Here is a 22,794-nt window from a genome sequence, read left to right as displayed (position 1 = left end):
GGCATCGGTCTTATCCGGTGAAGGGGAGGGTGAGTATCAGCAGTGCTTGCGCGGCCAGGCACAGGGCCTGGCGACGCAGCAGGGCCATGGCGCCCTGGCTGCGGGCAGGCCAGTCGCGGCTGTCGCTGGCCTTGGGTTTCAGGCGCAGTGTGTGCAGGGCGTGGTCCAGCGCCTGGGTGTCGGCAGCCAGGTCGGTGCTGATGGCCAGGTGGGCGAACAGTTCGGCATCCAGGGCCACGCGCACGGCCCAGTACTTGTGGGCCAGGCCCAGCAGCAACAGCAACCCGCACAGCAGGCGTGGCAGCAGCGCCAGCGGCAGGCCCAGCAAAGGCGCCAGGCTGCAAGCCAGGGCCAGCACGGTGATGCCGTCCGACAGGCGTTCGAGCTGGCGGCCACGGGCCAGCAGGCTGGCGGTGACGAACAGGTTCATGGGCGAGCCTCCAGCCCTTGCAGCACCTGGTGATGGGCCGGGTGCAGGACCACGCCGGGGCGGGCCTTGCGGATCAGCACCTCGGCCTCGGCGCTGGTCTGGCAGCGCCCGCTGGTCAGCAGCCAGGCCGCGACGGCGCTGGCGCTGCGTGAGTAGCCCAAGGCGCAACAGACCAACACCGGGCCTGGCTGGCGCAGGTGTTCTATGGCTTGGGCAGCTTGTTGCAACAGCTCATGGCTGGGTGTGATCAAGTCCAAGGTTGGCAGGCTTGCATAAATCTGGCTGGCCGCCGGGGGGCGCTGCGCAGCCCCGGGGATTTTGCAGGCCAACTCCGCACTCAAATCCACAACCCCTACAAACCCCGACGCCTCGCCTTTGCCCGGCACCCGCCCCAGATATACCCCCTCGCACACCTCATCGGCCTGCGCCCGCCGCCAGGTCCACAACCGCGAATTCACCCAAGCCCCCAGCAGGTAGGGCGCCAGCAACCCGCGCGCCGCAACCGACAATTGCCCATCGGCGCCTTTCTGAAACCCGCCCGCCCCGAACAGCGCATAGTTCAGCGCCACCAGCAGCAGCGAAAGCGCCGGCCACAGTAGCCACAGCGCGGTATTCCCCGCCCCGAAGCCGGCCAGCGCAAGCACCAGCGCCCCCAACCCGTAACGCAAGGCCAGCCGCCAGCGCTGCGGGTCACGCGCCCACTGCGCCTGCTGCCAGGGCAAAGGCCCCTCGTGCGGCCACAGCCACAAGCACAGCAGCCCGGCCAGCGCCCCGGTCGGCAGGTCAATGAAGTGGTGCTGCCAGGTGGTCAGCACCGACACCCCGATCAGGCCCATCCAGCCATGCACCACCCAGCGCCACAGCGGCTGGCGTAGATGCCGGGCGAACATGGTCCAGATGATCACCAACAGCGCGATATGCAGCGACGGCGCCTGGTTGTAGGGCTTGTCGAAGCCCATCAGCACATCGAACAGCCAGCCGAACACCCCGTGCAGCTCCGGGCGCTCGAAGGTGAAGCGCAGCGGCCAGAGCAAGAAGCAGCAGACGCTGAGCAGCTGTGCGCTCAGCAGCGCCAGGGCGTGGCGGTCCATTTCCCGGCGGCTGAGCGGCAACAGGAACGACAAACCATACAGCAGGTCGATGGACCAGTACGGGATGATCGTCCACGGCCACAACGGCATCTGCCGCTCCCAGGCGAACACCAGGCTGCCGACATCGTCGCGCCCGGCGGTGTAGCTGTTGCTCAGGCCGTAGCTAAGGAAGAAAAACGGCCCAAGCAGCAACAGCCAAAGGATGCCCCGGCGGATCAGCCCGGCTTCACGGGCCATTAACGCACCCGCTGGGCCAGGCTGACGCTGAAGATGCCCCATTCGTCGATGCGCTGGGCGACCTTGCGAAAGCCCGCCGCTGCCACCAGCTGGTCCATCTCGGCCTGGCTGCGCCGGCGCATCACCCAGGCTTCGCCACCACGGTGGCTGGTCAGGGCGCGGGCGATCATCTCCAGTTGCGGATGCCATGGCTGGCCGGTGTAAACCAGATAGCCGCCTTCTTCGACAGCTTCGGCCAGGCCCGCCAGGGAGTTGCCCACCCGCTCGTTGCTGGGGAACAATTCGTACAGCCCGGACACCACAGCGAGGGTCGGGCGCGGGTCGAGGTCGGCCAGGCTTTGCCGGTTGAAGGCATCGCCCTGGACGAAGCGAGCAACCTCGCCCAGGCCTTTTTCATCGATCAGCGCGCTGCCTTGCTGCACGTTCAGCTCGCTGTAATCGCGCAGCAGGATCGAGTCAGGCAACTGCTCCATGCCCTGCAGCGCCTCAAGGATGTAGCGGCCGTGGCCGGCGGCGATATCGACGATGCGCACCGGGCGCTGCTGCTGGCGCAGGCGGGCGATGGCCTCGCGCAGCAGTTCCTCGACGTTCAGCTTGCGCTGGCGAATGCCGCGCCAGCCGATGGCGTTCAGGTAGTTCTGGTCGATCAGCTCGCCCAGGCGGCCCTTGCCGGTGGGCTGGTTGCGGTACACGTAGTCCAGGGTGGAGCCGGAATCGAAGCCGGTGTCGAAGCCAAGCTTCACCCCTTCGGACAACCCCTTACCCAGTTGCAGGCTGGCGCGGGTGGCGCGCCAGTACAGCTCGCGCGGCGAGTTGCGCGGCAGCGCCGCGGCCAGGCTCTCGGCCTCGGCGCAGCTGGCGCCGACCTTGTCGGCGTCGAGCAGCGAGGGGGCGGCTACCGGGGCATCGAAGCAGTGCCCGACGAAGCGCTCGATGCGCCGCAGGGCATGGGCGCGGTCGCGCTCGCCGAGGGTGTCGTGGAAGAACCCGGGCAGCACATGCATTTCTTTGCGGGCGCTGCCCAGGCGCTCGAAAAAGCGCTCCTGCGGGCCGCGCTCGACCACAAAGTCGGCGCCAGACACCAACAGTTGCGTCGGCACCTGAATTGCCTGGGCGTCGGCCACCACGCGGTCGGCGGCTTCGTACAGGCCCAGCAGCATGGTCACCGAGATCGGCCGGCTGATCAGCGGGTCGGCCAGGTACGACATCACCCGCTCGGGGTCGTGGGTCAGCAGCCGCGGCTTGACGTAGCTGTTGACGAAGAAGTTGCCGCGCAGGGCCTTGAGCAGCTTCAGCCCGGGGCGGGCAAAGGGCACGTACAGTTTGACCTTGAATGCCGGCGAAGCCAGCACCAGGCAGCGCACCTTGGGCGCGTAGTCGTGGGCCCAGGTGGCGATCAGCACTGCGCCGACGCTCTGCGCCAGCACCACCATGTCGGCCTCGGCGATGCCATGCTGGCTTTGCAGGTGCTCAATGAAGGTCTGCACGTCGCGCACGCTGGTGGCAAAGCCCGGGCTGTCGCCGCGCGCGCCCGGCGACTGGCCGTGGCCACGGGCGTCCCAGGCGAAGAAGTCGTAGCCCGGCATGTCCAACTCGTCGGCCAGGTGAGCCATGCGCCCGCCGTGCTCATGGCCACGGTGGAACATCACCACCGCCCGGCGCGGCTGGTGCTCGTTGCGGGTGGCAGGCCAGTGACGGTAGTGCAGCTCGACCCCGTCATGGGTCAGAAAATGCAGCGATTGCGCTTGGCGCATGGCGAATATCCTTGTTCGGCAGGGGAGGCTCAGCGGGTTTCGGCAAGGCCCTGGCGAACCCGGTTGTACAGGGTATAGAGCGAGAGCAGCAGGATGACCAGCAGCAGGCCATTGATCCACCCGGCGCTCAGCAGACCGAAGGCCACCCCGGTGCCCAGCACGCCAAAGGCGAAGGCGCGGTCGCTCTTGCCCATCGGCCCGTCATAGCGCCGCGAAGCGCCAGCCAGCGGGCCCATGACACCTGCGTACTCGCTGACCACGGCGAACAGCACCACCAGCACCACCAGCGCAGGCGATACCCCGGCCAGCAGTGCGAAAGGTAGGTACAGGGCGGCGTCGGCGACCACGTCGCACAGCTCGTTCAGGTAGGCCCCCAGCTTCGATTGCTGGCCGAATTCCCGGGCGAGCATGCCGTCCACGGCGTTGAGCGCCATGCGCAGCAGCATCCACAGCGGGAGCAGGATGAACAGCCAGGTGATGTGGGGCAGCCAGGCCAGCATCAGGCCCAGAGCGATGGAAACGACGGCGGCGGCGACGGTGACCTGGTTAGCCGTGACGCCACGATCGTACAGGCGTTGCACGGACGGGCGCAGCAGCGCCTGGAAGCGGGGTTTTAGCTGGTAGATCGATGGCACGTGGAACTCCCTGTCTGGTGCGGCGTGGAGCGGATTGTGGGGAATCCGCTTGGCTTCGGGCAAGTGTCATCACTCCCACATGTGAACCGGACGAGGCTTGCGCGGGTTGTGGAATCGGCCGCTTGTCGCCCTAAGTGTGCATGGTGTGTATTTGGCTTTGTCTTTATCAAGCCCGATGTGTAGCCTACACATCACCTGCCAAAGGAATGGTGCATGCGCAGCAGGGAAGTGATTCAGCTCATCGAAGCCAATGGCTGGTACGAGGTGGATGTCAAAGGGAGCCATCACCAATTCAGGCATCCGTTCAAGAAAGGTCGGGTCACGGTGCCTCACCCCAAGTGCGACCTGCCCCGGGGTACGGTGCACAGCATCCTGAAACAAGCAGGCCTGAAATGAGGCCGCTCGTGTTACCCGGGGCGCCATGCGCTCCAGAATATCAATGGAGACAGACCATGAAATTTCCAGTTGTACTGCACAAGGATGCGGGCTCTGACTACGGCGTGACCGTCCCCGACGTGCCTGGCTGCTTCTCTGCCGGAGCCACCGTCTCCCAGGCGCTGGAGAATGTGCAGGAAGCCCTGGCCCTGCACTTCGAGGGTTTGGTGGCCGACGGTGAGCCGCTGCCCCAGGCCGAGGAAGTGGACGTGCATGTGCTCAACCCTGATTACGCCGGTGGTGTGTGGGCGGTGGTGGATTTTGATGTGACGCCCTACCTGGGCAAGGCGGTGCGGTTCAATGCCACGTTGCCGGAGAACCTGTTGCAGCGCATCGACGAGAAGGTCAAGCGTGACCATCGCTACGCCTCGCGTTCGGGCTTTCTGGCATCGGCTGCGTTGCGCGAGCTGGCCGTGGCTCATTGAGCGACGCCGGGTTGCCATGAGGTGTGGGAGCGGGCTTGCATGAGCTTCAGCCAGTGCCGTACCTGTAGGAGCCGGCTTGCCGGCGATGAGGCCGGTTCAGGCAGCACAAGACAGTTGCTCCCACTGGCCTTGGTTGTTTTTACCGGGGCCTGTCAACCAGGGTTTCCACCAACCCCGCTGCATACCCCGGCAGCGCCGAAAAGTCCCGGGCGCACACCAGCAATTGGCGGTTCGCCCATTCTTCCGGCAGTGCCACCCAGTGCAACGCCAGCACCCCTTCCCAGCGCCGCACCGACGCCAACGGCACCACCGCAACCCCGGCCCCCCCTGCCACCATGCGGATCACCCCGTCGAATCCTTCGGCCCTGACCCGCACCTGCATCCGTTGCCCCAGCCGCAGTGCCTGTTCTTCCAGGTGCAGCGCCAGCGCGCTGTTGGGCCCCAGGCCGACATGGCCATGGGCAAGGCTGTCAGTAAAGCCCGGCTCGACCACTTCGGCCAGCGGGTGCCCGGGCGGCATCACCAGCACCAGCGGGTCGTCGCGAAACGGCCGGGTCTGCAGGTGTCCGAGCGGGGAGGCGGTGGACACCACGCCCAAATCCGCCATGCCCTGGGTGATGGCCTGGACGATACGCAGGCTGGGTTGCTCCTGCACATCCACGCTCACCCCAGGGTGCGCCGCCAGATAGCGGGCCAGCAGTTCCGGCAGGTATTCGGTCAGCGCCGCGGTGTTGCACAGCAGGCGCACCTGGCCCTGCTGGCCCTGGGCGTACTGCGCCAGGTCGTATTGCAAGCGCTCCACTTGCCGGATGATCAGTTGCGAATGCTGCAGCAGTGCCTGCCCAGCGGGCGTGGGTTGCACGCCGCGGCGGTTGCGTTCGAGCAGGGGGATGCCCAGCGATGCCTCCATGGCGCGGATGCGCGCGCTGGCTGCAGGCAGCGACAGGTGGCTGCGCCGGGCGCCGGCAGTGATGTTGCCGCACGCCAGGGTGTGCTGGAACAGCACAAGGTCGGTCAGGTCGAAATGCATCAGCCTCTGTCCAAGCAAGAGTCTGGCTGAGTATATGGCAGATTTTCAGCCGCCTTGCGCTGGCGCAGCATGGCGCCATGAATACCTTCATCGCGTTTTACCAGAACATTGGCCCGGCACTGACAGTGCTGGTGATCTTCACCTTCGTGCTGGCCGGCGCGGTCAAGGGTGTGATCGGCCTTGGGCTGCCGACCATCGCCATGGGCCTGCTCGGCCTGGCTATGCCGCCGGCGCAGGCTGCGGCGCTGCTGATCGTGCCGTCGACCCTAACCAACCTGTGGCAGCTGGCAGCCGGCGGGCACTTGCTTGCGTTGCTGCGTCGTCTTGGCCCGATGTTGTTGATGATCTTCGTCGGCACCTTGCTTGGCAGCGTCTGGCTGGGTATCGACAGCGGCCCGTGGGCGGCCCACGCCTTGGGTGGTGCGCTGCTGGTGTACGCGTTGTACGGCCTGGCAGGGCCGGGCCTGCGGGTGGCTCCCGGGCGGGAAAAGTGGCTGGGCCCGGTGTGCGGGCTGGTGACGGGGGGGGTCACGGCGGCCACCGGCGTGTTCGTGATGCCGGCGGTGCCTTACCTGCAAGGGCTGGGGCTGAGCCGTGACGAACTGGTCCAGGCTTTGGGCCTGTCGTTCACCGTCTCGACCCTGGCCCTGGCCATCGGCCTGGCCGGCCAGGACGCCCTCGGCGGCCAGGCGCTGGGGGCCTCACTGCTGGTGCTGGCCCCGGCGCTGCTGGGCATGTTCGCCGGCCAGTGGCTGCGCGGCCGCATCAGCGCCGTGCTGTTCAAGCGCTGCTTCTTCATCGGCCTGGCGCTGCTGGGGGCTCACCTGCTGGTCAACGGTTAGCGCTGGAGGCGCTGAGCATGTCGACCTTCTGGATGTCGAAATCGCGCTCCAGGTAATCCATGCGCTTTTCGAAGAACGCCTGCATGTGCGGCAGGGCCGAATGCAAATCCAGCGCAGCCTGGTCGGCCCACACCTCGAAGAACACGAACAGGCTCGGGTCCTGCTGGTCGCGCAGCATGTGGTATTCGATGCAGCCCGGCTCCTGGCGGCTCGGCTCGACGTACGGGCGCAGCAGCTGTTCGAAGGCGTCGGCCATTTCCGGGCGGGTCTTGGCTTTGAGGATGAAGGCTTGTTGCTGGCTCATGGGGGTACGGCCTTTGCGGAGTGAGTGTCGTGGCCAAGTCTAAAGCAACAATGCCAGGTTGATTCGTGAAACCGGGGCAAATGTATTTTGCCCCGGGGTGGCTGTTTCCCGTGCCCGTGAGTGCCTAATCTGCCGGCAATTCCACTCACGAGCCCGACCCCCATGAAAAAGATCCTCCTGCTCAACGGCGGCAAACAGTTCGCCCATTCCGATGGCCGCCTCAACCAGACCCTGCACGACGCGGCCCTGGCCCACCTCGACCGTGCCGGTTTCGATGTGCAGCAAACCTTCATCGACGGCGGCTACGACGTGCAGGCAGAAGTGGCCAAGTTCCTCTGGGCCGACGTGATCGTCTACCAGATGCCTGGTTGGTGGATGGGCGCACCCTGGACCGTGAAGAAGTACATCGACGAGGTGTTCACCGCCGGCCACGGCAGCCTGTACGCCAGCGACGGCCGCACCCGCTCGGACGCCTCGCAGAAGTACGGCAGCGGCGGTCTGGTGCAGGGCAAGCAGTACATGCTGTCGCTGACCTGGAACGCCCCGCAGCAGGCCTTCGACGACCCCAGCGACTTCTTCGAGGGCAAGGGCGTGGATGCGGTGTACTTCCCGTTCCACAAGGCCAACCAGTTCCTCGGCATGACCGGCCTGCCGACCTTCCTGGCGGTGGACGTGATGAAGCGCCCGGACGTGCCGGCGGCGCTGGCGGCGTATGAGCAGCACCTGGAGCGGGTGTTCGGCAAGGCGCAATGATGCAAGCCTGATCGTGGGGTGAGCGTGGGAGCGGGCTTGCCCCGCGATGGTTGCGCAGGCTTGCGCGCTTCTTGTCCAGACGCTATCTATCAACGCGTTCCCCCACCAAGGCCAGCCCCGCGTGAAAACCCGATCCGAAGAACTCCAGGTATTCGTCGCCGTCATCGACTGCGGTTCGATCTCGGCCGCCGCCGAACAGATCGGCCAGACCCCGTCAGCGGTCAGCCGCACCCTGTCGCGCCTGGAGGGCAAGCTCGGCACCACGCTGGTCAACCGCACCACCCGGCGCATGGACCTGACCGAAGAGGGGCGCTTCTTCCTCGAACGGGCACGGCTGATCCTCGAGCAGATGGACGACCTCGAAGAGCGCCTGTCGCTGCACCGCCAGACCCCGTCTGGGCGCCTGCGCATCAACGCCGCCGCGCCGTTCATGCTGCACGCCATCCTGCCGTGGATCGGCGAGTTCCGCCTGCAGTACCCCGGCATCGAGCTTGAACTGAACACCGACGACCTGATCATCGACCTGCTGGAGCAGAGCACCGATGTGGCCATTCGCATTGGCGAGCTGGCCGACTCCAGCCTGCACGCCCGCTCGCTGGGTTGCAGCCCGGTGCAGGTGCTGGCCAGCCCCGACTACCTGGCCCGCCACGGCACGCCGCAAAGCGTCGAAGCATTGAGCGAGCATTGCCTGCTCGGCTTCAGCGCCCTCGACTCGCTCAACCAGTGGCCACTGCGCCATGCCCAGGGCGACCGCTGGGCGATCCGCCCACAACTGACCGCCTCCAGCGGCGAAACCCTGCGCCAGCTGGCCCTGGCCGGCGAGGGCATCGTCAGCCTGTCGCACTTCATGACCCATGAAGACATCCGCGCAGGCCGCCTGCAGGTGCTGCTGCCCGAGCACAACAACGGCTACCGCCAGCCGATCCACGCGGTCTACTACCGCAACACCCAGCTGGCCCTGCGCATCCAGTGCTTCCTCGATTTCATCCAGAAAAAGCTGGCCATGTACGCCTGCTGAGTTGCCTGAACGCGACAGCGTCTGCCCATCGGCGGCGCTATTTCCGGGTGTTGGTTGCTGCTTGCCCAGGCTTGCGCCTTAATGAGTGATCAACAAAAACAACACCAAGGAAGTGCCCATGCGTCTTGTCATGTTCCAGCCTTTGGCCCTGGGGGCCGCGATCCTGAGCTGTTCTTCGGCCTTTGCGGTCACCCTTGAAGGCGGCGCGGTGGCCGCGCCCGATCAATATGGCGCACAGGTGGCCGCCGATATTCTCAAGAAGGGCGGCAACGCGGTGGACGCCGCCGTCGCCACCGCCTTTACCCTGGCCGTCACCTACCCCGAAGCCGGCAATATCGGCGGCGGTGGCTTCATGACCCTGTACGTCGGCGGCAAGCCGTACTTCATCGACTACCGCGAAGTGGCGCCCAAGGCCGCCACCCGCAACATGTACCTGGACGACAAGGGCGAGGTCATCGAGAACCTGAGCCTGGTCGGCGCCCGCGCCGCCGGTGTGCCGGGCACGGTGATGGGCCTGTGGGAGGCGCACCAGAAGTTCGGCAAGCTCAAGTGGAGCGAGCTGCTCACCCCGGCCATCGGCTATGCGAAAAACGGCTTCAAGATTGCCCAGAAGCAGTACCAGTACCGCGACGACGCCCAAGGCCTGTTCAAGACCGCCACCAACTTCAATGACTACTTCGGCCACATGAAGGTCGGCGAGCTGTTCAAGCAGCCGGAGCTGGCGCAAACCCTGGAGCGCATTGCCGACAAGGGCGTGAGCGAGTTCTACCAGGGCAAGACCGCCGACCTGCTGGTGGCGCAGATGCAGGCCGACAAGGGCCTGATCACCAAGGAAGACCTGGCCGGCTACAAGGCCGTATGGCGTGACCCGATCGCCATCAACTGGCGCGGCAACGTGGTCTACACCGCACCGCCGCCAAGTTCTGGCGGCGTGGCGCTGGCCCAGCTGCTGGGTATCAAGGAGGACCGCGCGGCGGACTTCAAGGGCGTCGAGCACAACTCGGCCAAGTACATCCACCTGCTGGCCGAAATTGAAAAGCGCGTGTTCGCCGACCGTGCCGACTACCTGGGCGACCCCGGTTTCACCAAGGTGCCGGTCGACCAGCTGATGGCCAAGGACTACCTGGCCAAGCGCGCAGCGCAAGTCAACCCCGATGCCATCTCCGACACCGACAAGGTCAAGCCGGGCCTGGAACCGCACCAGACCACGCACTTCTCCATCGTCGACAAGCAAGGCAACGCGGTGAGCAACACCTACACCCTCAACCTCGACTACGGCAGCGGCGTGGTGGTGAAGGGCGCGGGCTTCTTGCTCAACGACGAAATGGACGACTTCAGTGCCAAGCCCGGTGCGGCCAACGTGTTCGGCGTGGTGGGTGGTGATGCCAACGCCATCGAGCCGGGCAAGCGCATGCTCTCGTCGATGAGCCCGAGCCTGGTCACCCGTGACGGCCAGGTGGTGCTGGTGGTGGGTACGCCGGGCGGCTCGCGCATCTTCACTTCGATCTTCCAGGTGATGAACAACCTGTATGACTTCGGCATGCCGCTGGAAAAGGCTGTGGCGGCGCAGCGCGTGCATCACCAGTTGCTGCCCAAGGACACTATCTACTTCGACAGCTATGCGCCGCTCACCGGCAAAGTGGCGGACGAGCTGAAGAAGATGGGTTATGTGCTGGAGGACCAGGGCTGGGAGATGGGCGACATCCAGGCGATCCGGGTCACCGGGCAGAAGCTTGAGACCGCGTCAGACCCGCGGGGCCGCGGGGTAGGGATGGTGGTCAAGTAACGCCTGACCTGACGCCATCGCCGGCAAGCCGGCTCCTACAGGGATCTCTGTAGGAGCCGGCTTGCCGGCGATGCATTTTGCAGGGGTCAGACGCGGAACTGGCTGACCAGCGTCTGCAGGTGCCCGCCCAGGCGCGCCAGCTCGACGCTGGAGGCGGCGGTCTCGTCGCTGGCCGAGGCGGTTTGCTCCGACACATCACGCACATTGAGGATGCTGCGGCTGATCTCTTCGGCCACGGCGCTCTGCTGCTCGGCCGCAGCGGCGATCTGCTGGTTCATCGACTGGATGTTCGACACCGTGCGGGTGATGTTCTCCAGCGACCCACCGGCCTTGCGCGCCAGCTCCACACTGCTGTCGGTCAGGCTGCGGCTGCCGCTCATCACGTCGGCCACCTGCTGGGTGCCCTGTTGCAGGCTGGCGATCAGGCCTTCGATTTCTTCGGTGGACTGCTGGGTGCGCTGGGCCAGGCCGCGCACCTCGTCGGCTACCACGGCAAAACCACGCCCGGCTTCACCGGCGCGGGCGGCTTCGATGGCGGCGTTCAACGCCAGCAGGTTGGTCTGCTCGGCCACCGACTTGATCACGTCCATCACGCTGCCGATCTTCTGGCTTTCCTGCTGCAGCAGGTTCATTGCTTCGGTGGAGCGGTTGACCTCGGTGGCCAGGCGTTCGATCTGGCTGATCGCCTCGCCCACCACCTTGTCACCGTTGCGCGCTTCGCCGTCGGCGTTGGTGGCGGCCATGGCGGCCTGCTCGGCGTTGCGCGCCACTTCCTGCACGGTGGCGGCCATTTCATGCATGGCGGTGGCCACCTGGTCGGTCTCGACCTTCTGGCTGTTGGCGCCGGCACTGGTCTGCTCGGTCACCGCCGACAGCTCTTCGGCGGCGCTGGCGATCTGGGTGACGCCATCGCGGATACCGGTGATCAGCTCGCGCAGGGTGGTGCCCATGCGGCCGATGCCCTGTTGCAGCACGCCCAGCTCGTCGCGGCGGGTGACGCGCAGGTTCTGGGTCAGGTCGCCACCGGCGATCTTCTCCACCGCGTCCAGGGTTTCGCGCAGCGGGCGGGTGATCTGGCGGGTGATCAGCACGGCAGCCAGCACGCCCACCAGCAGCGCCAGCAGGGTGGCGAAGATCTGCATGTTGCGGGCCTGGGCGCTTTCGATGTCGCGGCGCTCCAGCTGGATGGCGTACAGCGCATCGCTGGTCTTGACGATATCGCCGCCCTGCACGGTCATTTCGGCGCGGGCAGTGGCGATGGCGGCCACCGCATCACGGAACTGGCGCACCGCGTCGCGGTAGGCCTGCACCGACTGCTCGAACTGCTGCACGCGGGCCGCCTCGTTGGGCAGTTCGCGCTTGAGGGTGTCCACTTCCGCCAGCGCACCGTCGAGCTGGCGCAGCGCGGCCTGCTCGTTGGTGGCGGTGTTGTCGGCAATGTAGCCGCGCACGTCGATACGCACCTGCAGCAGTTGCTGGCGCGCCTTGCTGATCAGCTGGTACTGCGCCAGGCGCACGCTGTCGGCTTCGCTGCGGGCCATCACGTCCTGGCTCAGGGTATCCATGGCCTCGTCGGCCTTGGCCGCCGAAACGTTCATCGCCTCGCGGGCAGCGGTGGAGGTCTTGTAGCCGGCGCGCATCTTGTTCAGCGACACCTTGTACTCGCTGACGGTCTGGCCCAGCTCACGCAGCAGCTTGACGTTCTCGGGGCTCTTGAAGGTGCTGACCAGGTATTCCTGCTGCTTGCTGAAGGCATCCAGCTTGGTCTGGGTATTGGCCGCCGAGGCATCGTCGCCGTTGGCGATCATGTACTGCAGGCGGGCTACACGCAGCTCGGTCAGGTATTTGTTGAGCTGACCGATGTCGCCCATCCAGTTACTGCGGTCGATAAGGCTGCCCAGGCTGTTCCAGCCGGTCAGGGCCAGCAGGCCGGTCAGTACCAGCACCAGGCCGAAGCCCAGGCCGAGTTTGAGGTTTACGCTGATATTGGCGAACCAGCTGTTCATGCACGCTCTCCCGAATTTGATTTCGCTCACTTGATCTCAAATCGCGGGCGTTGTTGTTGTGCAGGGCCCTGCTGATTCGTGCAGGGGTTATCGGCAAGCCAAGGGGAAGCTGAAACGCTTTTTCAGCAGATTTGTAACCTCTTGAAAACGCGGGTTTTTGCTCAGCGAGCAGGCTGTAGTAGCCGGCTTGCCGGCGATTGGCCTTCAGGCGCTCTAAGCCGCCTGTTCTGGCGCAATCGTCGGCAAGGGGGCGTGTTACAGGCTACGCGCCGAAAAGGTATCGCACTGCCTCAAATCACCACTGCCAAAGCCTGCCTTGAACCAGCGCACGCGCTGCTGCGAGGTGCCATGGGTGAACGAGTCGGGCACCACGCGGCCCTGGCCCTGTTGCTGCAGGCGGTCGTCGCCAATGGCGTTGGCGGCGTTCAGCGCTTCCTCGACATCCCCCGGCTCCAGCCAGTTCAGGCGTTTTTGCGCCTGGTAGGCCCAGACCCCGGCCAGGCAGTCGGCCTGCAGTTCCTGGCGTACCAGCAGGCCATTGTCGCCCTCCATGCGCTGGCCGCTGCGCCGCGCGGCGTCAACCTTGGCCGACACCCCCAGCAATGTTTGAACATGGTGGCCGATCTCGTGGGCGATCACGTAGGCCTGGGCAAAGTCGCCGGCGGCCTTGAAGCGGGTTTCCATCTCGCGGAAGAACGCCATGTCCAGGTACACCCGCTGGTCGGCCGGGCAGTAGAACGGCCCCACGGCCGATGACGCAAAGCCGCAGGCCGAATTCACCTGGCCGCTGAACAGCACAAGCTTGGGGTCGCGGTATTGCTTGCCGGCCTGTGCGAACAGGGCCTTCCAGGTGTCTTCGGTGTCGCCCAGGATCGAGGCGACGAACTCGGCCTGCTCATCATTGGCCGGTGGCGCCTTGCCGCCGGCACCGGCCGGCACGCTCTGTTGCTGTTCCATCTGCCCGGCCAGCTGGCCGAGGATCTGCAGCGGGTCCTGCCCGGTGAGCCAGCCGATGCCGACGATCAGCAGGATGGCGCCGAGCCCCAGGCCCTTGCCGCCGCCGAAACGCATGCCGCCGCCACCGCCACCTTCGCCGCGGGCATCGACCACGTTGTCGCTGCGTCGGCCTTTTCGCCATTCCATGAAGTGCTCTCCGGTTTTGCAACATGAAGTCAAAAGATTAGTTCAGCGCTGGCGCTGGTGTTGCGCTACGGCTATCGGCATAACCAAATGGTTATGCCTATGACGGTGGAATTCAATATTCATCCCGTCACACCTGCCGGAAACTGCAAGCTCGCCTGCCACGCCCAGGCGCTTCGATAATTCCAAGAGAGGAAACCGGCATGCCCGCCCAGGACACCAGCCGCTTCGTGATCCGTGATCGCAACTGGCACCCCAAGGCCTTCACGCCTGACTACAAGACGTCCATCGCCCGCTCCCCGCGCCAGGCGCTGGTGAGCATCCCGCAGTCGATCAGCGAAACCACCGGCCCGGACTTTTCGCACCTGCGTTTCGGCGAGCACGACCACGACCTGCTGCTGAACTTCAACAACGGCGGCCTGCCCATCGGCGAGCGCATCATCGTCGCCGGCCGGGTGCTCGACCAGTACGGCAAGCCTGTGCCCAACACCTTGGTGGAAATGTGGCAGGCCAACGCCGGCGGCCGCTACCGGCACAAGAACGACCGCTACCTGGCGCCGCTGGACCCGAACTTCGGCGGTGTCGGCCGCTGCCTCAGCGACCGTGACGGCTACTACAGCTTCCGCACCATCAAGCCCGGCCCCTACCCGTGGCGCAACGGCCCCAACGACTGGCGCCCGGCGCATATCCACTTTTCGGTCAGCGGCCCGTCGATCGCCACCAAGCTGATCACCCAGCTGTATTTCGAGGGTGACCCGCTGATCCCGATGTGCCCGATCGTCAAGTCGATCGCCAACCCCGAGGCGGTGCAGCAACTGATCGCCAAGCTGGACATGAGCGCCGCCAACCCGATGGACTGCCTGGCATACCGCTTCGACATCGTGCTGCGCGGCCAGCGCCAGACCCACTTCGAAAACCGCTGAGGACACCCGACATGCCTATCGAACTGCTGCCGGAAACCCCCTCGCAGACCGCCGGCCCCTACGTGCACATTGGCCTGGCCCTGGAAGCGGCCGGCAACCCCACCCGCCACCAGGAAATCTGGAACCGCCTGGCCAAGCCGGATGCCAGCGGCGAGCACATTCTGCTGCTCGGCCAGGTATACGACGGCAATGGCCACCTGGTGCGCGATTCGTTCCTGGAAGTCTGGCAGGCCGATGCCAACGGCCAGTATCAGGGCGACTACAACCAGGAGAACGCCTTCAACAGCTTCGGCCGTACCGCCACTACCTTCGATGCCGGCGAGTGGACGCTGCACACGGTCAAGCCAGGCGTGGTCAACAACGCCGCCGGCGTGCCCATGGCGCCGCACATCAACATCAGCCTGTTCGCCCGCGGCATCAACATTCACCTGCACACCCGGCTGTACTTCGAGGACGAGGCCGAAGCCAACGCCAAGTGCCCGGTGCTCAACCTGATCGAGCAGCCGCAGCGGCGCGAAACGCTGATTGCCAAGCGTTGCGAGGTGAACGGGCAAACCGCCTACCGCTTCGATATCCGCATTCAGGGCGAAGGCGAAACGGTGTTCTTCGATTTCTGATGGGATAACCACATCGCTGGCAAGCCGCGCGATCCCCTGTAGGAGCCGGCTTGCCGGCGATAGGGCCAGTGCAGGCAACCCAAGCCTGCGCCCAGTTACAACCTTTCTTCAGCCACCCGCAACGGCGGGTGCGTGCGCCGCCACTTATCCGCCAATTGCCGTGCCTGTTCCAGTTGCAGGGCAGTCATCTCATACCCCAGCGACTCCAGGCTGTATTCGGCATTGCGGCGCAGGTCCGAGCCACTGCCGAGCGCCAGCAACTGCACATTCAGTGCATAGGCTTTGACCAGGTCCTTCTGCACCCGGTACGGCCCGCCGGTCTCCAGCATGTAGGCATAGCCGGCCACGGCCGGCACATGTCCCTGCTCGGCCGCCTTTACGTACCAGCCACGCCCCTGGTCGAACTCACCACGGGCTGCCAGCAGCGCGGCATAGTCCACCTGTGCCTGGGGCAGGTTGGCCATGGCGGCAAGCCTCAGCCATTTCTCGATGGCTTCCTGGCGCTGTCCCGGCCAGAACAGCGAGCGGCCGGCCTGGTACTGCCGGGCCAGTTGCCAGCGCGCCATGGCATTGCCCGCCTCGGCGGATTGCTCAAGCCAGCCCAGCTTGTCATGCAGGCGCCAGAGCAGGCGCATGGCTTCGCTGTCGCCTTGTTCGGCCTTGGTTTGCAGGCGGGCTTGCCACTGCGCCGGGGACAGCGCCCCGGTCGCATGTTCGCCCTGGCGGGCCAGCTGGTAGATGGCGTGTATGTCACCCTGGTTGGCGGCCTGCAGGTAGCCGGCAAGCGTGGTGGCGACAGCCAACGGTGCGTGCCCGAGCGCGAGGCCGAGCAGCACGTGGAAAATCAGGATCTTGCGTTTGAACGGTCGGCTCATGTGTCTCGAAACTTGCACTTGCAGTAGAGGCGGCGGCCCGAGCAGGGCCGCCGCGGGGTCACGGGCGTTTACGCCGAGACCGGGGCACGCCAGTCATCGGAGCCGGAAGTGCCGGAGACTTCGTGGGTCCAGGTGATTTTGCGGTAGGTGAAGTAGACGTCTTCGAGGTGGGTGAAGTGCGCCATGTTCGGGTCCTGGCAGTTAGCCATGTTGGACTGCACGTCGACGATGATCGCGTCTTCGAGCTTGATGGTGTAGTAGTGCTCCTGGGTACCGGAAGCCGAGGTGCGGAACCACTTCAGGGTGCACTCGGTCAGGCGCTCGCCGCTGGTCAGGGCGGTGAAGATCAGTGGCGAGGACTTGTCGAACACTTTGGTGATCATCAGCGGCTTGTGTACGCGCTGGCCGGTGGGCTGGCCGGACTGCGGGTCACGCGGGATGATCACCTGGTGGTCGAAGGCCTGAACGAGAATCTCGTCCTCGTGGCCTTCCTGGAAGATGTTGCCGACCGAGTCTTCGGTGAAGGTGCCGGCGGTGATCAGGCCTTGTTTGGTGCCCTGCAGGGTCAGGTACGCGGGTGTTGGCATTGCGGCTCTCCTTGCGGAATGAGGTATCGATTTGCCGGAAATCGTTGTCCGGTTGCCTGAACCTGTTTTCAAGTTGCATGCCAGAAAGCGGCCAACCCTTGCCTGGCGGGGGCTGGCGCGCAGCGCCGAGAGTGCGAGGCAAATAAATACGGGCGCCGGGGCAGAAAAGTGCGCAAGAACTTGCGCAGTGCTGTGCAAGTTCTTGCGCACCCGGCCACAGGCCCCGTTATCAAGGGGCTGTGGCACTTTTAGCGGGAGTGTTGGGCAAAACGGTTGCGCAACTTCTTGCGCAGTCGGCTGGGGCCGTTGCGGCCCCGCCGGGTTGCCGGTCAGCGACGGACCAGCAACACCCCGCTTTCCATGTGGTGGGTATAGGGGAACTGGTCGAACAGCGCGCAGCGCTCGATACGGTGGGTATCGTGCAGCTGGGCGATGTTCTGCGCCAGGGTCTCGGGGTTGCACGAGATGTACAGGATGCGCTCGAAGCGCCGGGTCAGCTCGCAGGTGTCCGGGTCCATGCCGGCGCGCGGCGGGTCGACGAACACGGTGCCGAAGTCGTAGCTCTTCAGGTCGATGCCTTCCAGGCGGCGGAACGGGCGCACCTCGTTCAGCGCCTGGGTCAGCTCTTCGGCCGACAGGCGCACCAGGCGCACGTTGCCGACGCCGTTCTCATCCAGGTTGTGCAGTGCGGCGTTGACCGAGGTCTTGCTGATCTCGGTGGCCAGCACCTGGCGGGCGCGGGTGGCCAGCGGCAGGGTGAAATTGCCGTTGCCGCAGTACAGCTCCAGCAGGTCGTCGCTGCGCTCGCCCATGGCCTCGAAGGCCCAGCCGAGCATCTTCTGGTTCACCGCGCCATTGGGCTGGGTGAAGGCACCTTCGGGCTGGCGGTAGCTGAAGGTGCGCCCGGCGATGTCGAGCTGTTCTACGGCATAGTCGCGGCCGATGACCACGCGCTTGCCCTTGGAGCGGCCGATCACGCTGACGTTCAGCTCGCTGGCCAGTTGCTCGGCGGCGGCTTCCCAGGCTTCGTCCAGCGGGCGGTGGTAGCACAGGGTGACCATCGCATCGCCGGCCAGGGTGGTGAGGAACTCCACCTGGAACAGGCGGTTGTTCAGCGGCTCGCTGGCTTGCCAGGCCGCTTTCAGGCGCGGCATCAGCTCGTTGATGCGCTCGCTGGCAATGGGGAACTCGTCGATCAGGATCGCCTTGTGCTTCTCGCCCGGGGCGAACATCGCGTAGTGGCGCTGGCCATCCTCGCGCCACAGGCGAAACTCGGCGCGCAGGCGGTAGTGCGCGCGCGGCGAGTCGAAGACGGCCGGCTCTGGAGCCCCGAAGGGCGCCAGCAGCTCACGCAGGCGGGCGACCTTGCCCGCAAGCTGGGTGTCGTAGGTGGAGGGGTCGAAGACGGCACTCATGCGTTGAACCATCCCAGCTTGATGACGAACAGGATGGACAGGATCACCAAGGCCGGGTTCAGCTCGTGGCGACGGCCGGACAGCAGCTTGATGGCGGTCCAGGCGATGAAGCCGAAGGCGATGCCGTTGGCGATCGAGTAGGTCAGCGGCATGGCCAGGGCGGTGACCACCACCGGGGCGGCCTCGGTGACGTCATCCCAGTTGATTTCGGCCAGGCCCGAGGCCATCAGCACGGCCACGAACAGCAGCGCCGGGGCGGTGGCGAAGGCCGGCACGCTGCCGGCCAGCGGGGCGAAGAACAGCGCCAGCAGGAACAGGATGGCAACCACGATGGCGGTCAGGCCGGTGCGGCCACCGGCGCTCACGCCCGCTGCCGACTCGATGTAGCTGGTGGTGGTCGAGGTGCCCAGCAGGGAGCCGGCCATGGCGGCGGTGCTGTCGGCGATCAGGGCACGGCCCATTTTCGGCATGTGGCCGTCCTTGCCCATCAGGCCGGCGCGTTTGGCCACGCCGATCAGGGTGCCGGAGTTGTCGAACAGGTCGACGAACAGGAAGGCGAAGATCACGCTGATCAGGCCCACATCCAGCGCGCCCTTGATGTCCAGTTGCAGGAAGGTCGGCGCCAGCGACGGCGGCATCGACACCACGCCGCCGAACGGAGTGACGCCCAGGGCGATGGAGGCGATGGTCACGGCGAGGATGCCGATCAGCACCGCACCGCGCACTTTCAGCGATTCCAGGGCAACAATGATGAAGAAGCCCAGGGTGGCGAGGATCGGCGCGGGTTGTTTGAGGTCGCCCAGGCCCACCAGGGTGGCCGGGTTATCGACGACGATGCCTGCGTTATGCAGGGCGATCAGTGCCAGGAACAGACCGATACCGGCGGCGATGGCCGAGCGCAGCGGCAGCGGGATGCTGTTAACGATCCATTCGCGGATGCGGAAGATCGACAGCAGGAAGAACAGCACCGCCGAGAGGAACACCGCCCCCAGTGCCACCTGCCAGGTGTGGCCCATGTGCAGCACCACGGTGTAGGTGAAGAAGGCGTTCAGGCCCATGCCCGGCGCCAGGGCGATCGGGTAGTTGGCAATGATGCCCATGGTCACCGAGCCGATGGCCGCGGCCAGGCAGGTGGCAACGAAGATCGCGCCCTTGTCCATGCCGGTTTCGCCGAGGATGCTCGGGTTGACGAACAGGATGTAGGCCATGGCCAGGAAGGTGGTGACGCCCGCCAGTATCTCGGTGCGCACATTGGTGTTGTGTGCTTTTAGTTGAAACAGCCTTTCCAGCATGCCGGCTCCCGGGGCGCCCTCGCGCCGTGAATGTATCGACCCCATCAGCAAAGCACAGAGGTCGGAAAAAAGCCGCGCATCATACCAGTATGGGGGGCGGGGGCCTATTGTGGGAGCGGGCTTGCCCCGCGATTTCGTCGGTTCGTGAGGAGCAGGCCGTGCAGGCGCAATCGCGGGGCAAGCCGCTCCCACGGAGGGTCAACCGTTGTGCAGCCGGTCACGATGGGTCAGGGTTGGGAACAGCTTCATCCAGGTGCCGGTCACCACCAGCGTGCCCACCCCGCCCAGCACCACTGCCGGCACCGTGCCGAACCAGTGCGCGGTCAGCCCCGACTCGAACTCGCCCAACTGGTTCGAGGCGCCGATGAACAGCCCGTTCACCGCGCTCACCCGGCCGCGCATCTCGTCCGGCGTCTCCAGTTGCACGAAGGCGCCGCGGATGACCATGCTGATCATGTCTGCCGCGCCCAGCACCACCAGTACCGCCAGCGAGAACCAGAACGAGGTCGACAGGCCGAAGGCGATGGTGGCCACGCCGAACACCCCCACCGCCGTGAACATGGTCAGCCCCACCTTGCGCTCCACCGGGAAGCGCGCCAGCCACAGCGACATCAACAGTGCCCCCACCGCCGGGGCCGAGCGCAGCAGGCCCAGGCCCCAGGCGCCGGTCAGCAGGATGTCCTTGGCGAATACCGGCAGCAGCGCAGTGGCGCCGCCCAGCAGCACGGCGAACAGGTCCAGCGAGATTGCCCCGAAGATGTCCGGGCGGCTGCGGATAAAACGCACCCCGGCCAGCAGCGAGTCGAGGCTGGCGCGGCCACGCTGGGCCTGCTGCTGGCGCGAATCGAGGCTGAGCATCAGGCAGCAGGCGATCACGTACAGCAGCACCGTGGGGCCGTACACCCAAATGCTGCCGAAGGCATACAGAAAGCCCCCCACAGCCGGGGCGACGATGGTTGCCGACTGGGTGGCCGATGCGGAGGCCGCCACCGCCCGCGGGAACAACCCCGGTGGCACCACGTTGGGCAGCAAGGCCTGGGTGGCCGGCATTTCGAACGAGCGGGTGGCGCCGAGCAGGAAGGCCAGCCCGAAAATCAGCTCGCGGCTGACGTTGTCGGTGGCGCTGCCCAGGGCCAGGGCCAGGGCGATCAGCCCCTGCAGGGTCTGGCACAGCGCGGCCACCTTGCGCCGGTCGTAGCGGTCGGCCACGTGGCCGGTGTGCAGCATGAACAGCACCCGCGGGGCGAATTCCACCAGGCCCACCAGGCCCAGGTCGAGCACGTTGCCGGTGAGCTGGTAGAGGTGCCAGCCGATGGCCACGGTGAGCATCTGGAAGCCGCTGGCGGTGAATACCCGGGCCAGCCAGAAGGCGATGAACGGGCGGTGATGACGCAGCAATTGCGGGGCGGAATCGGACATCGGCGAGCCTGTAGCACCGGGAACAGAGGGGGCCTGAAGCGTAACATCTGTTTGTAACAAATGGTTGCTGAAAGGTGCCGTGGCCACTTTTCCATGGGCTGGTAAAGGGGGTGGGGCAACCGGTCACGCGGCATCGCGCCACGCCTCCCGGGGCAGGATTCAGGGCTATGCTTGCTGACATTCGTTGACCTGGATCAATCGTTCCAGATGCAACGAACGGGCCTTCGGGCCGCAATCCCTGCGATCGAACAGAACAATTCCAACGCGCCGCACTCGACACCCGTAGGGGCAGTGGGCAACGGGCCACAAGCCCTGCGCCGGATTATCTGAAGAGGAAGCACCATGTTCGGATTAGAAGCCCTAGAGCTCGCCCGAATCCAGTTTGCCTTTACCGTGTCCTTTCACATCCTGTTCCCGGCCATCACCATTGGCCTGGCGAGCTACCTGGCGGTCCTCGAAGGCCTTTGGCTGAAGACCGGCAACAACACCTACCGTGACCTCTACCACTTCTGGTCGAAGATCTTCGCCGTCAACTTCGGCATGGGCGTGGTCTCCGGGCTGGTCATGGCCTACCAGTTCGGCACCAACTGGAGCCAGTTCTCCGACTTCGCCGGCGCCATTACCGGCCCCTTGCTCACCTATGAAGTGCTCACCGCGTTCTTCCTCGAGGCAGGTTTCCTGGGGGTCATGCTGTTCGGCTGGAACCGCGTCGGCCGCGGCCTGCACTTCTTCGCCACGGTGATGGTGGCGCTGGGCACGCTGGTGTCGACGTTCTGGATTCTCGCCTCCAACAGCTGGATGCAGACCCCGCAAGGCTACGAGATCGTCGATGGCCGGGTGATCCCGGTGGACTGGCTGGCGGTGATCTTCAATCCCTCGTTCCCCTACCGCCTGATGCACATGGCCACCGCCGCATTCGTTGCCACCGCGTTTTTCGTCGGCGCCTCGGCGGCCTGGCACCTGCTGCGCGGGCGTGACAACCCGGCGGTGCGCAAGATGTTGTCGATGGCCATGTGGATGGCGCTGATCGTCGCGCCCATCCAGGCCGTGATCGGCGACTTCCATGGCCTGAACACCCTCAAGCACCAGCCAGTGAAGATTGCTGCGATTGAAGGCCACTGGGAGAACAAGCCCGGCGAGCCGACCCCGTTGATCCTGTTCGGGATCCCCGACATGCAGGCCGAAACCACCCGTTTCAAAGTGGAAATTCCGGCGTTGGGCAGCCTGATCCTGACCCACAGCCTGGACAAGCAAGTGCCGGCGATGAAGGAGTTCCCGCCCGAGGACCGGCCCAACTCGACCATCGTGTTCTGGTCGTTCCGGGTCATGGTCGGGCTTGGCTTCCTGATGATCTTCGTCGGCCTGTGGAGCCTGTGGCTGCGCAAGCGCGGCACCTTGTACAGTTCGCGGCCGTTCCTTTACCTGACCCTGTGGATGGGGCCTTCCGGGTTGGTCGCCATCCTCGCCGGCTGGTTCACCACTGAAATCGGCCGCCAGCCGTGGGTGGTGTACGGGCTGATGCGCACCGCCGACGGGGTGTCCAACCACAGCTACGCGCAGCTCGGTTTCACCCTGGTGATGTTCGTGGTGGTGTACTTCGCGCTGTTCGGCACCGGCCTTGGCTACATGATGCGCCTGGTGCGCAAGGGCCCGAAAACCGGCGAAGGCGACGAGCAGCCACCGGGCGGCCCAGGCCAGCAACGTACCCCGGCGCGGCCGCTGTCCGCCGCCGACGATGGCCACGAGGCCGACTCCGCCAGCCTGAGCAAGGGGAACTGAG

At 65.6% G+C, this 22,794-nt stretch carries 22 protein-coding genes; 9 read left to right on the top strand and 13 right to left on the bottom strand.

All coding sequences use genetic code 11. The features are described from left to right. Positions 1–10 precede the first annotated feature (10 nt). Genes KSS94_RS23540 through KSS94_RS23525 form a run of 4 tightly spaced genes read right to left on the bottom strand, consistent with a single transcriptional unit; the run spans position 11 to position 4,147 of the window. Positions 11–430 carry a hypothetical protein gene (locus KSS94_RS23540; RefSeq protein WP_217840438.1) on the bottom strand — a complete coding sequence of 140 codons (420 nt, stop codon included), beginning with the start codon at positions 428–430 and terminating at the stop codon, positions 11–13. Next, entirely contained in the window at positions 427–1,758 is a 1,332-nt protein-coding gene (locus KSS94_RS23535; RefSeq protein ID WP_217840437.1) for a phosphatase PAP2/dual specificity phosphatase family protein, read from the bottom strand. The genes KSS94_RS23540 and KSS94_RS23535 overlap by 4 nt, the downstream gene beginning before the upstream one ends. Continuing rightward, positions 1,758–3,512, bottom strand: a complete 1,755-nt coding sequence (locus KSS94_RS23530; RefSeq protein ID WP_217840436.1) for a bifunctional alpha/beta hydrolase/class I SAM-dependent methyltransferase — start codon at positions 3,510–3,512, stop codon at positions 1,758–1,760. Before KSS94_RS23530 ends, KSS94_RS23535 begins: the two co-directional genes overlap by 1 nt. Positions 3,513–3,541: 29 nt before the next feature. Beyond that, positions 3,542–4,147: a CDP-alcohol phosphatidyltransferase family protein gene (locus KSS94_RS23525; RefSeq protein WP_217840435.1), complete on the bottom strand. Its 606-nt coding sequence runs from the start codon at positions 4,145–4,147 to the stop codon at positions 3,542–3,544. Between the two features lie 213 nt (positions 4,148–4,360). Between KSS94_RS23525 and KSS94_RS23520 the strand changes: the two genes are divergently transcribed. Both KSS94_RS23520 and KSS94_RS23515 read left to right on the top strand, forming a co-directional pair. After that, a complete protein-coding gene (locus KSS94_RS23520; protein ID WP_217840434.1) occupies positions 4,361–4,543 on the top strand; it encodes a type II toxin-antitoxin system HicA family toxin in 183 nt (60 codons plus the stop codon). A gap of 56 nt (positions 4,544–4,599) precedes the next feature. After that, positions 4,600–5,007: a type II toxin-antitoxin system HicB family antitoxin gene (locus KSS94_RS23515; RefSeq protein WP_217840433.1), complete on the top strand. Its 408-nt coding sequence runs from the start codon at positions 4,600–4,602 to the stop codon at positions 5,005–5,007. 139 nt (positions 5,008–5,146) lie between these two features. Here KSS94_RS23515 and KSS94_RS23510 read toward each other — a convergent pair whose 3' ends face one another. Next, the gene (locus KSS94_RS23510; RefSeq protein ID WP_217840432.1) at positions 5,147–6,037 is read right to left on the bottom strand and encodes a LysR substrate-binding domain-containing protein; all 891 of its coding nucleotides are present in this window, start codon (positions 6,035–6,037) and stop codon (positions 5,147–5,149) included. 77 nt (positions 6,038–6,114) lie between these two features. On the opposite strand from KSS94_RS23510, the gene KSS94_RS23505 reads away from it, so the two are divergent. Beyond that, positions 6,115–6,879, top strand: a complete 765-nt coding sequence (locus KSS94_RS23505; protein ID WP_217840431.1) for a sulfite exporter TauE/SafE family protein — start codon at positions 6,115–6,117, stop codon at positions 6,877–6,879. On the opposite strand, the gene KSS94_RS23500 is transcribed toward KSS94_RS23505, so the two are convergent. After that, positions 6,869–7,183 carry a putative quinol monooxygenase gene (locus KSS94_RS23500; RefSeq protein WP_217840430.1) on the bottom strand — a complete coding sequence of 105 codons (315 nt, stop codon included), beginning with the start codon at positions 7,181–7,183 and terminating at the stop codon, positions 6,869–6,871. The genes KSS94_RS23505 and KSS94_RS23500 overlap by 11 nt on opposite strands. 162 nt (positions 7,184–7,345) lie before the next feature. Between KSS94_RS23500 and mdaB the strand changes: the two genes are divergently transcribed. The 3 genes from mdaB to ggt all read left to right on the top strand — a co-directional run bounded on the left by mdaB (position 7,346) and on the right by ggt (position 10,740). Further along, complete coding sequence (gene mdaB, locus KSS94_RS23495) at positions 7,346–7,936, top strand: NADPH:quinone oxidoreductase MdaB (protein ID WP_217840429.1); 591 nt, start codon at positions 7,346–7,348, stop codon at positions 7,934–7,936. 121 nt (positions 7,937–8,057) lie between these two features. Further along, entirely contained in the window at positions 8,058–8,954 is an 897-nt protein-coding gene (locus tag KSS94_RS23490) for a LysR family transcriptional regulator (protein WP_217840428.1), read from the top strand. A 118-nt stretch (positions 8,955–9,072) separates the two neighbouring features. Continuing rightward, positions 9,073–10,740 (top strand): gamma-glutamyltransferase, encoded by a 1,668-nt coding sequence (gene ggt, locus KSS94_RS23485; protein WP_217840427.1) that lies wholly within the window; start codon positions 9,073–9,075, stop codon positions 10,738–10,740. Between the two features lie 86 nt (positions 10,741–10,826). Here ggt and KSS94_RS23480 read toward each other — a convergent pair whose 3' ends face one another. Both KSS94_RS23480 and ypfJ read right to left on the bottom strand, forming a co-directional pair. Beyond that, positions 10,827–12,746 (bottom strand): methyl-accepting chemotaxis protein, encoded by a 1,920-nt coding sequence (locus KSS94_RS23480; RefSeq protein ID WP_217840426.1) that lies wholly within the window; start codon positions 12,744–12,746, stop codon positions 10,827–10,829. A gap of 255 nt (positions 12,747–13,001) precedes the next feature. Beyond that, the gene (gene ypfJ, locus KSS94_RS23475; RefSeq protein WP_217840425.1) at positions 13,002–13,889 is read right to left on the bottom strand and encodes a KPN_02809 family neutral zinc metallopeptidase; all 888 of its coding nucleotides are present in this window, start codon (positions 13,887–13,889) and stop codon (positions 13,002–13,004) included. A 200-nt stretch (positions 13,890–14,089) separates the two neighbouring features. On the opposite strand from ypfJ, the gene pcaH reads away from it, so the two are divergent. Further along, entirely contained in the window at positions 14,090–14,809 is a 720-nt protein-coding gene (gene pcaH, locus KSS94_RS23470) for a protocatechuate 3,4-dioxygenase subunit beta (RefSeq protein ID WP_217840424.1), read from the top strand. An 11-nt stretch (positions 14,810–14,820) separates the two neighbouring features. Then, on the top strand, positions 14,821–15,426 hold the full coding sequence (gene pcaG / locus KSS94_RS23465; protein WP_217840423.1) for a protocatechuate 3,4-dioxygenase subunit alpha: 606 nt from the start codon (positions 14,821–14,823) through the stop codon (positions 15,424–15,426). A gap of 95 nt (positions 15,427–15,521) precedes the next feature. On the opposite strand, the gene KSS94_RS23460 is transcribed toward pcaG, so the two are convergent. From KSS94_RS23460 to KSS94_RS23440, 5 genes are all read right to left on the bottom strand, one after another. Then, positions 15,522–16,301, bottom strand: coding sequence for a tetratricopeptide repeat protein (locus KSS94_RS23460; RefSeq protein ID WP_217840422.1), 780 nt, complete (start codon positions 16,299–16,301; stop codon positions 15,522–15,524). Positions 16,302–16,369: 68 nt separating this feature from the next. Continuing rightward, positions 16,370–16,888: an Hcp family type VI secretion system effector gene (locus tag KSS94_RS23455; RefSeq protein ID WP_217840421.1), complete on the bottom strand. Its 519-nt coding sequence runs from the start codon at positions 16,886–16,888 to the stop codon at positions 16,370–16,372. A 329-nt stretch (positions 16,889–17,217) separates the two neighbouring features. After that, positions 17,218–18,303: a tRNA (uridine(54)-C5)-methyltransferase TrmA gene (gene trmA / locus KSS94_RS23450; protein WP_217840420.1), complete on the bottom strand. Its 1,086-nt coding sequence runs from the start codon at positions 18,301–18,303 to the stop codon at positions 17,218–17,220. After that, entirely contained in the window at positions 18,300–19,595 is a 1,296-nt protein-coding gene (locus tag KSS94_RS23445; RefSeq protein ID WP_217840419.1) for an NCS2 family permease, read from the bottom strand. Before KSS94_RS23445 ends, trmA begins: the two co-directional genes overlap by 4 nt. Before the next feature lie 198 nt (positions 19,596–19,793). Further along, positions 19,794–21,014: an MFS transporter gene (locus KSS94_RS23440; protein ID WP_217840418.1), complete on the bottom strand. Its 1,221-nt coding sequence runs from the start codon at positions 21,012–21,014 to the stop codon at positions 19,794–19,796. 342 nt (positions 21,015–21,356) lie between these two features. On the opposite strand from KSS94_RS23440, the gene KSS94_RS23435 reads away from it, so the two are divergent. Next, positions 21,357–22,793 carry a cytochrome ubiquinol oxidase subunit I gene (locus KSS94_RS23435; RefSeq protein ID WP_217840417.1) on the top strand — a complete coding sequence of 479 codons (1,437 nt, stop codon included), beginning with the start codon at positions 21,357–21,359 and terminating at the stop codon, positions 22,791–22,793. Position 22,794: the final 1 nt, after the last annotated feature.

Source organism: Pseudomonas fakonensis, from assembly GCF_019139895.1.
GTDB lineage: Bacteria > Pseudomonadota > Gammaproteobacteria > Pseudomonadales > Pseudomonadaceae > Aquipseudomonas > Aquipseudomonas fakonensis.
The sequence above is the reverse complement of the archived record's forward strand: the minus strand, read 5'-3'. Positions and strand labels throughout refer to the sequence as shown.

Coding starts and splice junctions, on each gene's coding strand:
- KSS94_RS23530 (WP_217840436.1), bottom strand. CDS start 3,512: ATGCGCCAAGCGCAATCGCTGCATTTTCTGACCCATGACGGGGTCGAG.
- KSS94_RS23460 (WP_217840422.1), bottom strand. CDS start 16,301: ATGAGCCGACCGTTCAAACGCAAGATCCTGATTTTCCACGTGCTGCTC.
- KSS94_RS23520 (WP_217840434.1), top strand. CDS start 4,361: ATGCGCAGCAGGGAAGTGATTCAGCTCATCGAAGCCAATGGCTGGTAC.
- KSS94_RS23480 (WP_217840426.1), bottom strand. CDS start 12,746: ATGAACAGCTGGTTCGCCAATATCAGCGTAAACCTCAAACTCGGCCTG.
- KSS94_RS23440 (WP_217840418.1), bottom strand. CDS start 21,014: ATGTCCGATTCCGCCCCGCAATTGCTGCGTCATCACCGCCCGTTCATC.
- KSS94_RS23515 (WP_217840433.1), top strand. CDS start 4,600: ATGAAATTTCCAGTTGTACTGCACAAGGATGCGGGCTCTGACTACGGC.
- KSS94_RS23445 (WP_217840419.1), bottom strand. CDS start 19,595: ATGCTGGAAAGGCTGTTTCAACTAAAAGCACACAACACCAATGTGCGC.
- trmA (WP_217840420.1), bottom strand. CDS start 18,303: ATGAGTGCCGTCTTCGACCCCTCCACCTACGACACCCAGCTTGCGGGC.
- pcaH (WP_217840424.1), top strand. CDS start 14,090: ATGCCCGCCCAGGACACCAGCCGCTTCGTGATCCGTGATCGCAACTGG.
- KSS94_RS23435 (WP_217840417.1), top strand. CDS start 21,357: ATGTTCGGATTAGAAGCCCTAGAGCTCGCCCGAATCCAGTTTGCCTTT.
- KSS94_RS23540 (WP_217840438.1), bottom strand. CDS start 430: ATGAACCTGTTCGTCACCGCCAGCCTGCTGGCCCGTGGCCGCCAGCTC.
- KSS94_RS23500 (WP_217840430.1), bottom strand. CDS start 7,183: ATGAGCCAGCAACAAGCCTTCATCCTCAAAGCCAAGACCCGCCCGGAA.
- KSS94_RS23505 (WP_217840431.1), top strand. CDS start 6,115: ATGAATACCTTCATCGCGTTTTACCAGAACATTGGCCCGGCACTGACA.
- mdaB (WP_217840429.1), top strand. CDS start 7,346: ATGAAAAAGATCCTCCTGCTCAACGGCGGCAAACAGTTCGCCCATTCC.
- KSS94_RS23455 (WP_217840421.1), bottom strand. CDS start 16,888: ATGCCAACACCCGCGTACCTGACCCTGCAGGGCACCAAACAAGGCCTG.
- pcaG (WP_217840423.1), top strand. CDS start 14,821: ATGCCTATCGAACTGCTGCCGGAAACCCCCTCGCAGACCGCCGGCCCC.
- KSS94_RS23535 (WP_217840437.1), bottom strand. CDS start 1,758: ATGGCCCGTGAAGCCGGGCTGATCCGCCGGGGCATCCTTTGGCTGTTG.
- KSS94_RS23510 (WP_217840432.1), bottom strand. CDS start 6,037: ATGCATTTCGACCTGACCGACCTTGTGCTGTTCCAGCACACCCTGGCG.
- ggt (WP_217840427.1), top strand. CDS start 9,073: ATGCGTCTTGTCATGTTCCAGCCTTTGGCCCTGGGGGCCGCGATCCTG.
- ypfJ (WP_217840425.1), bottom strand. CDS start 13,889: ATGGAATGGCGAAAAGGCCGACGCAGCGACAACGTGGTCGATGCCCGC.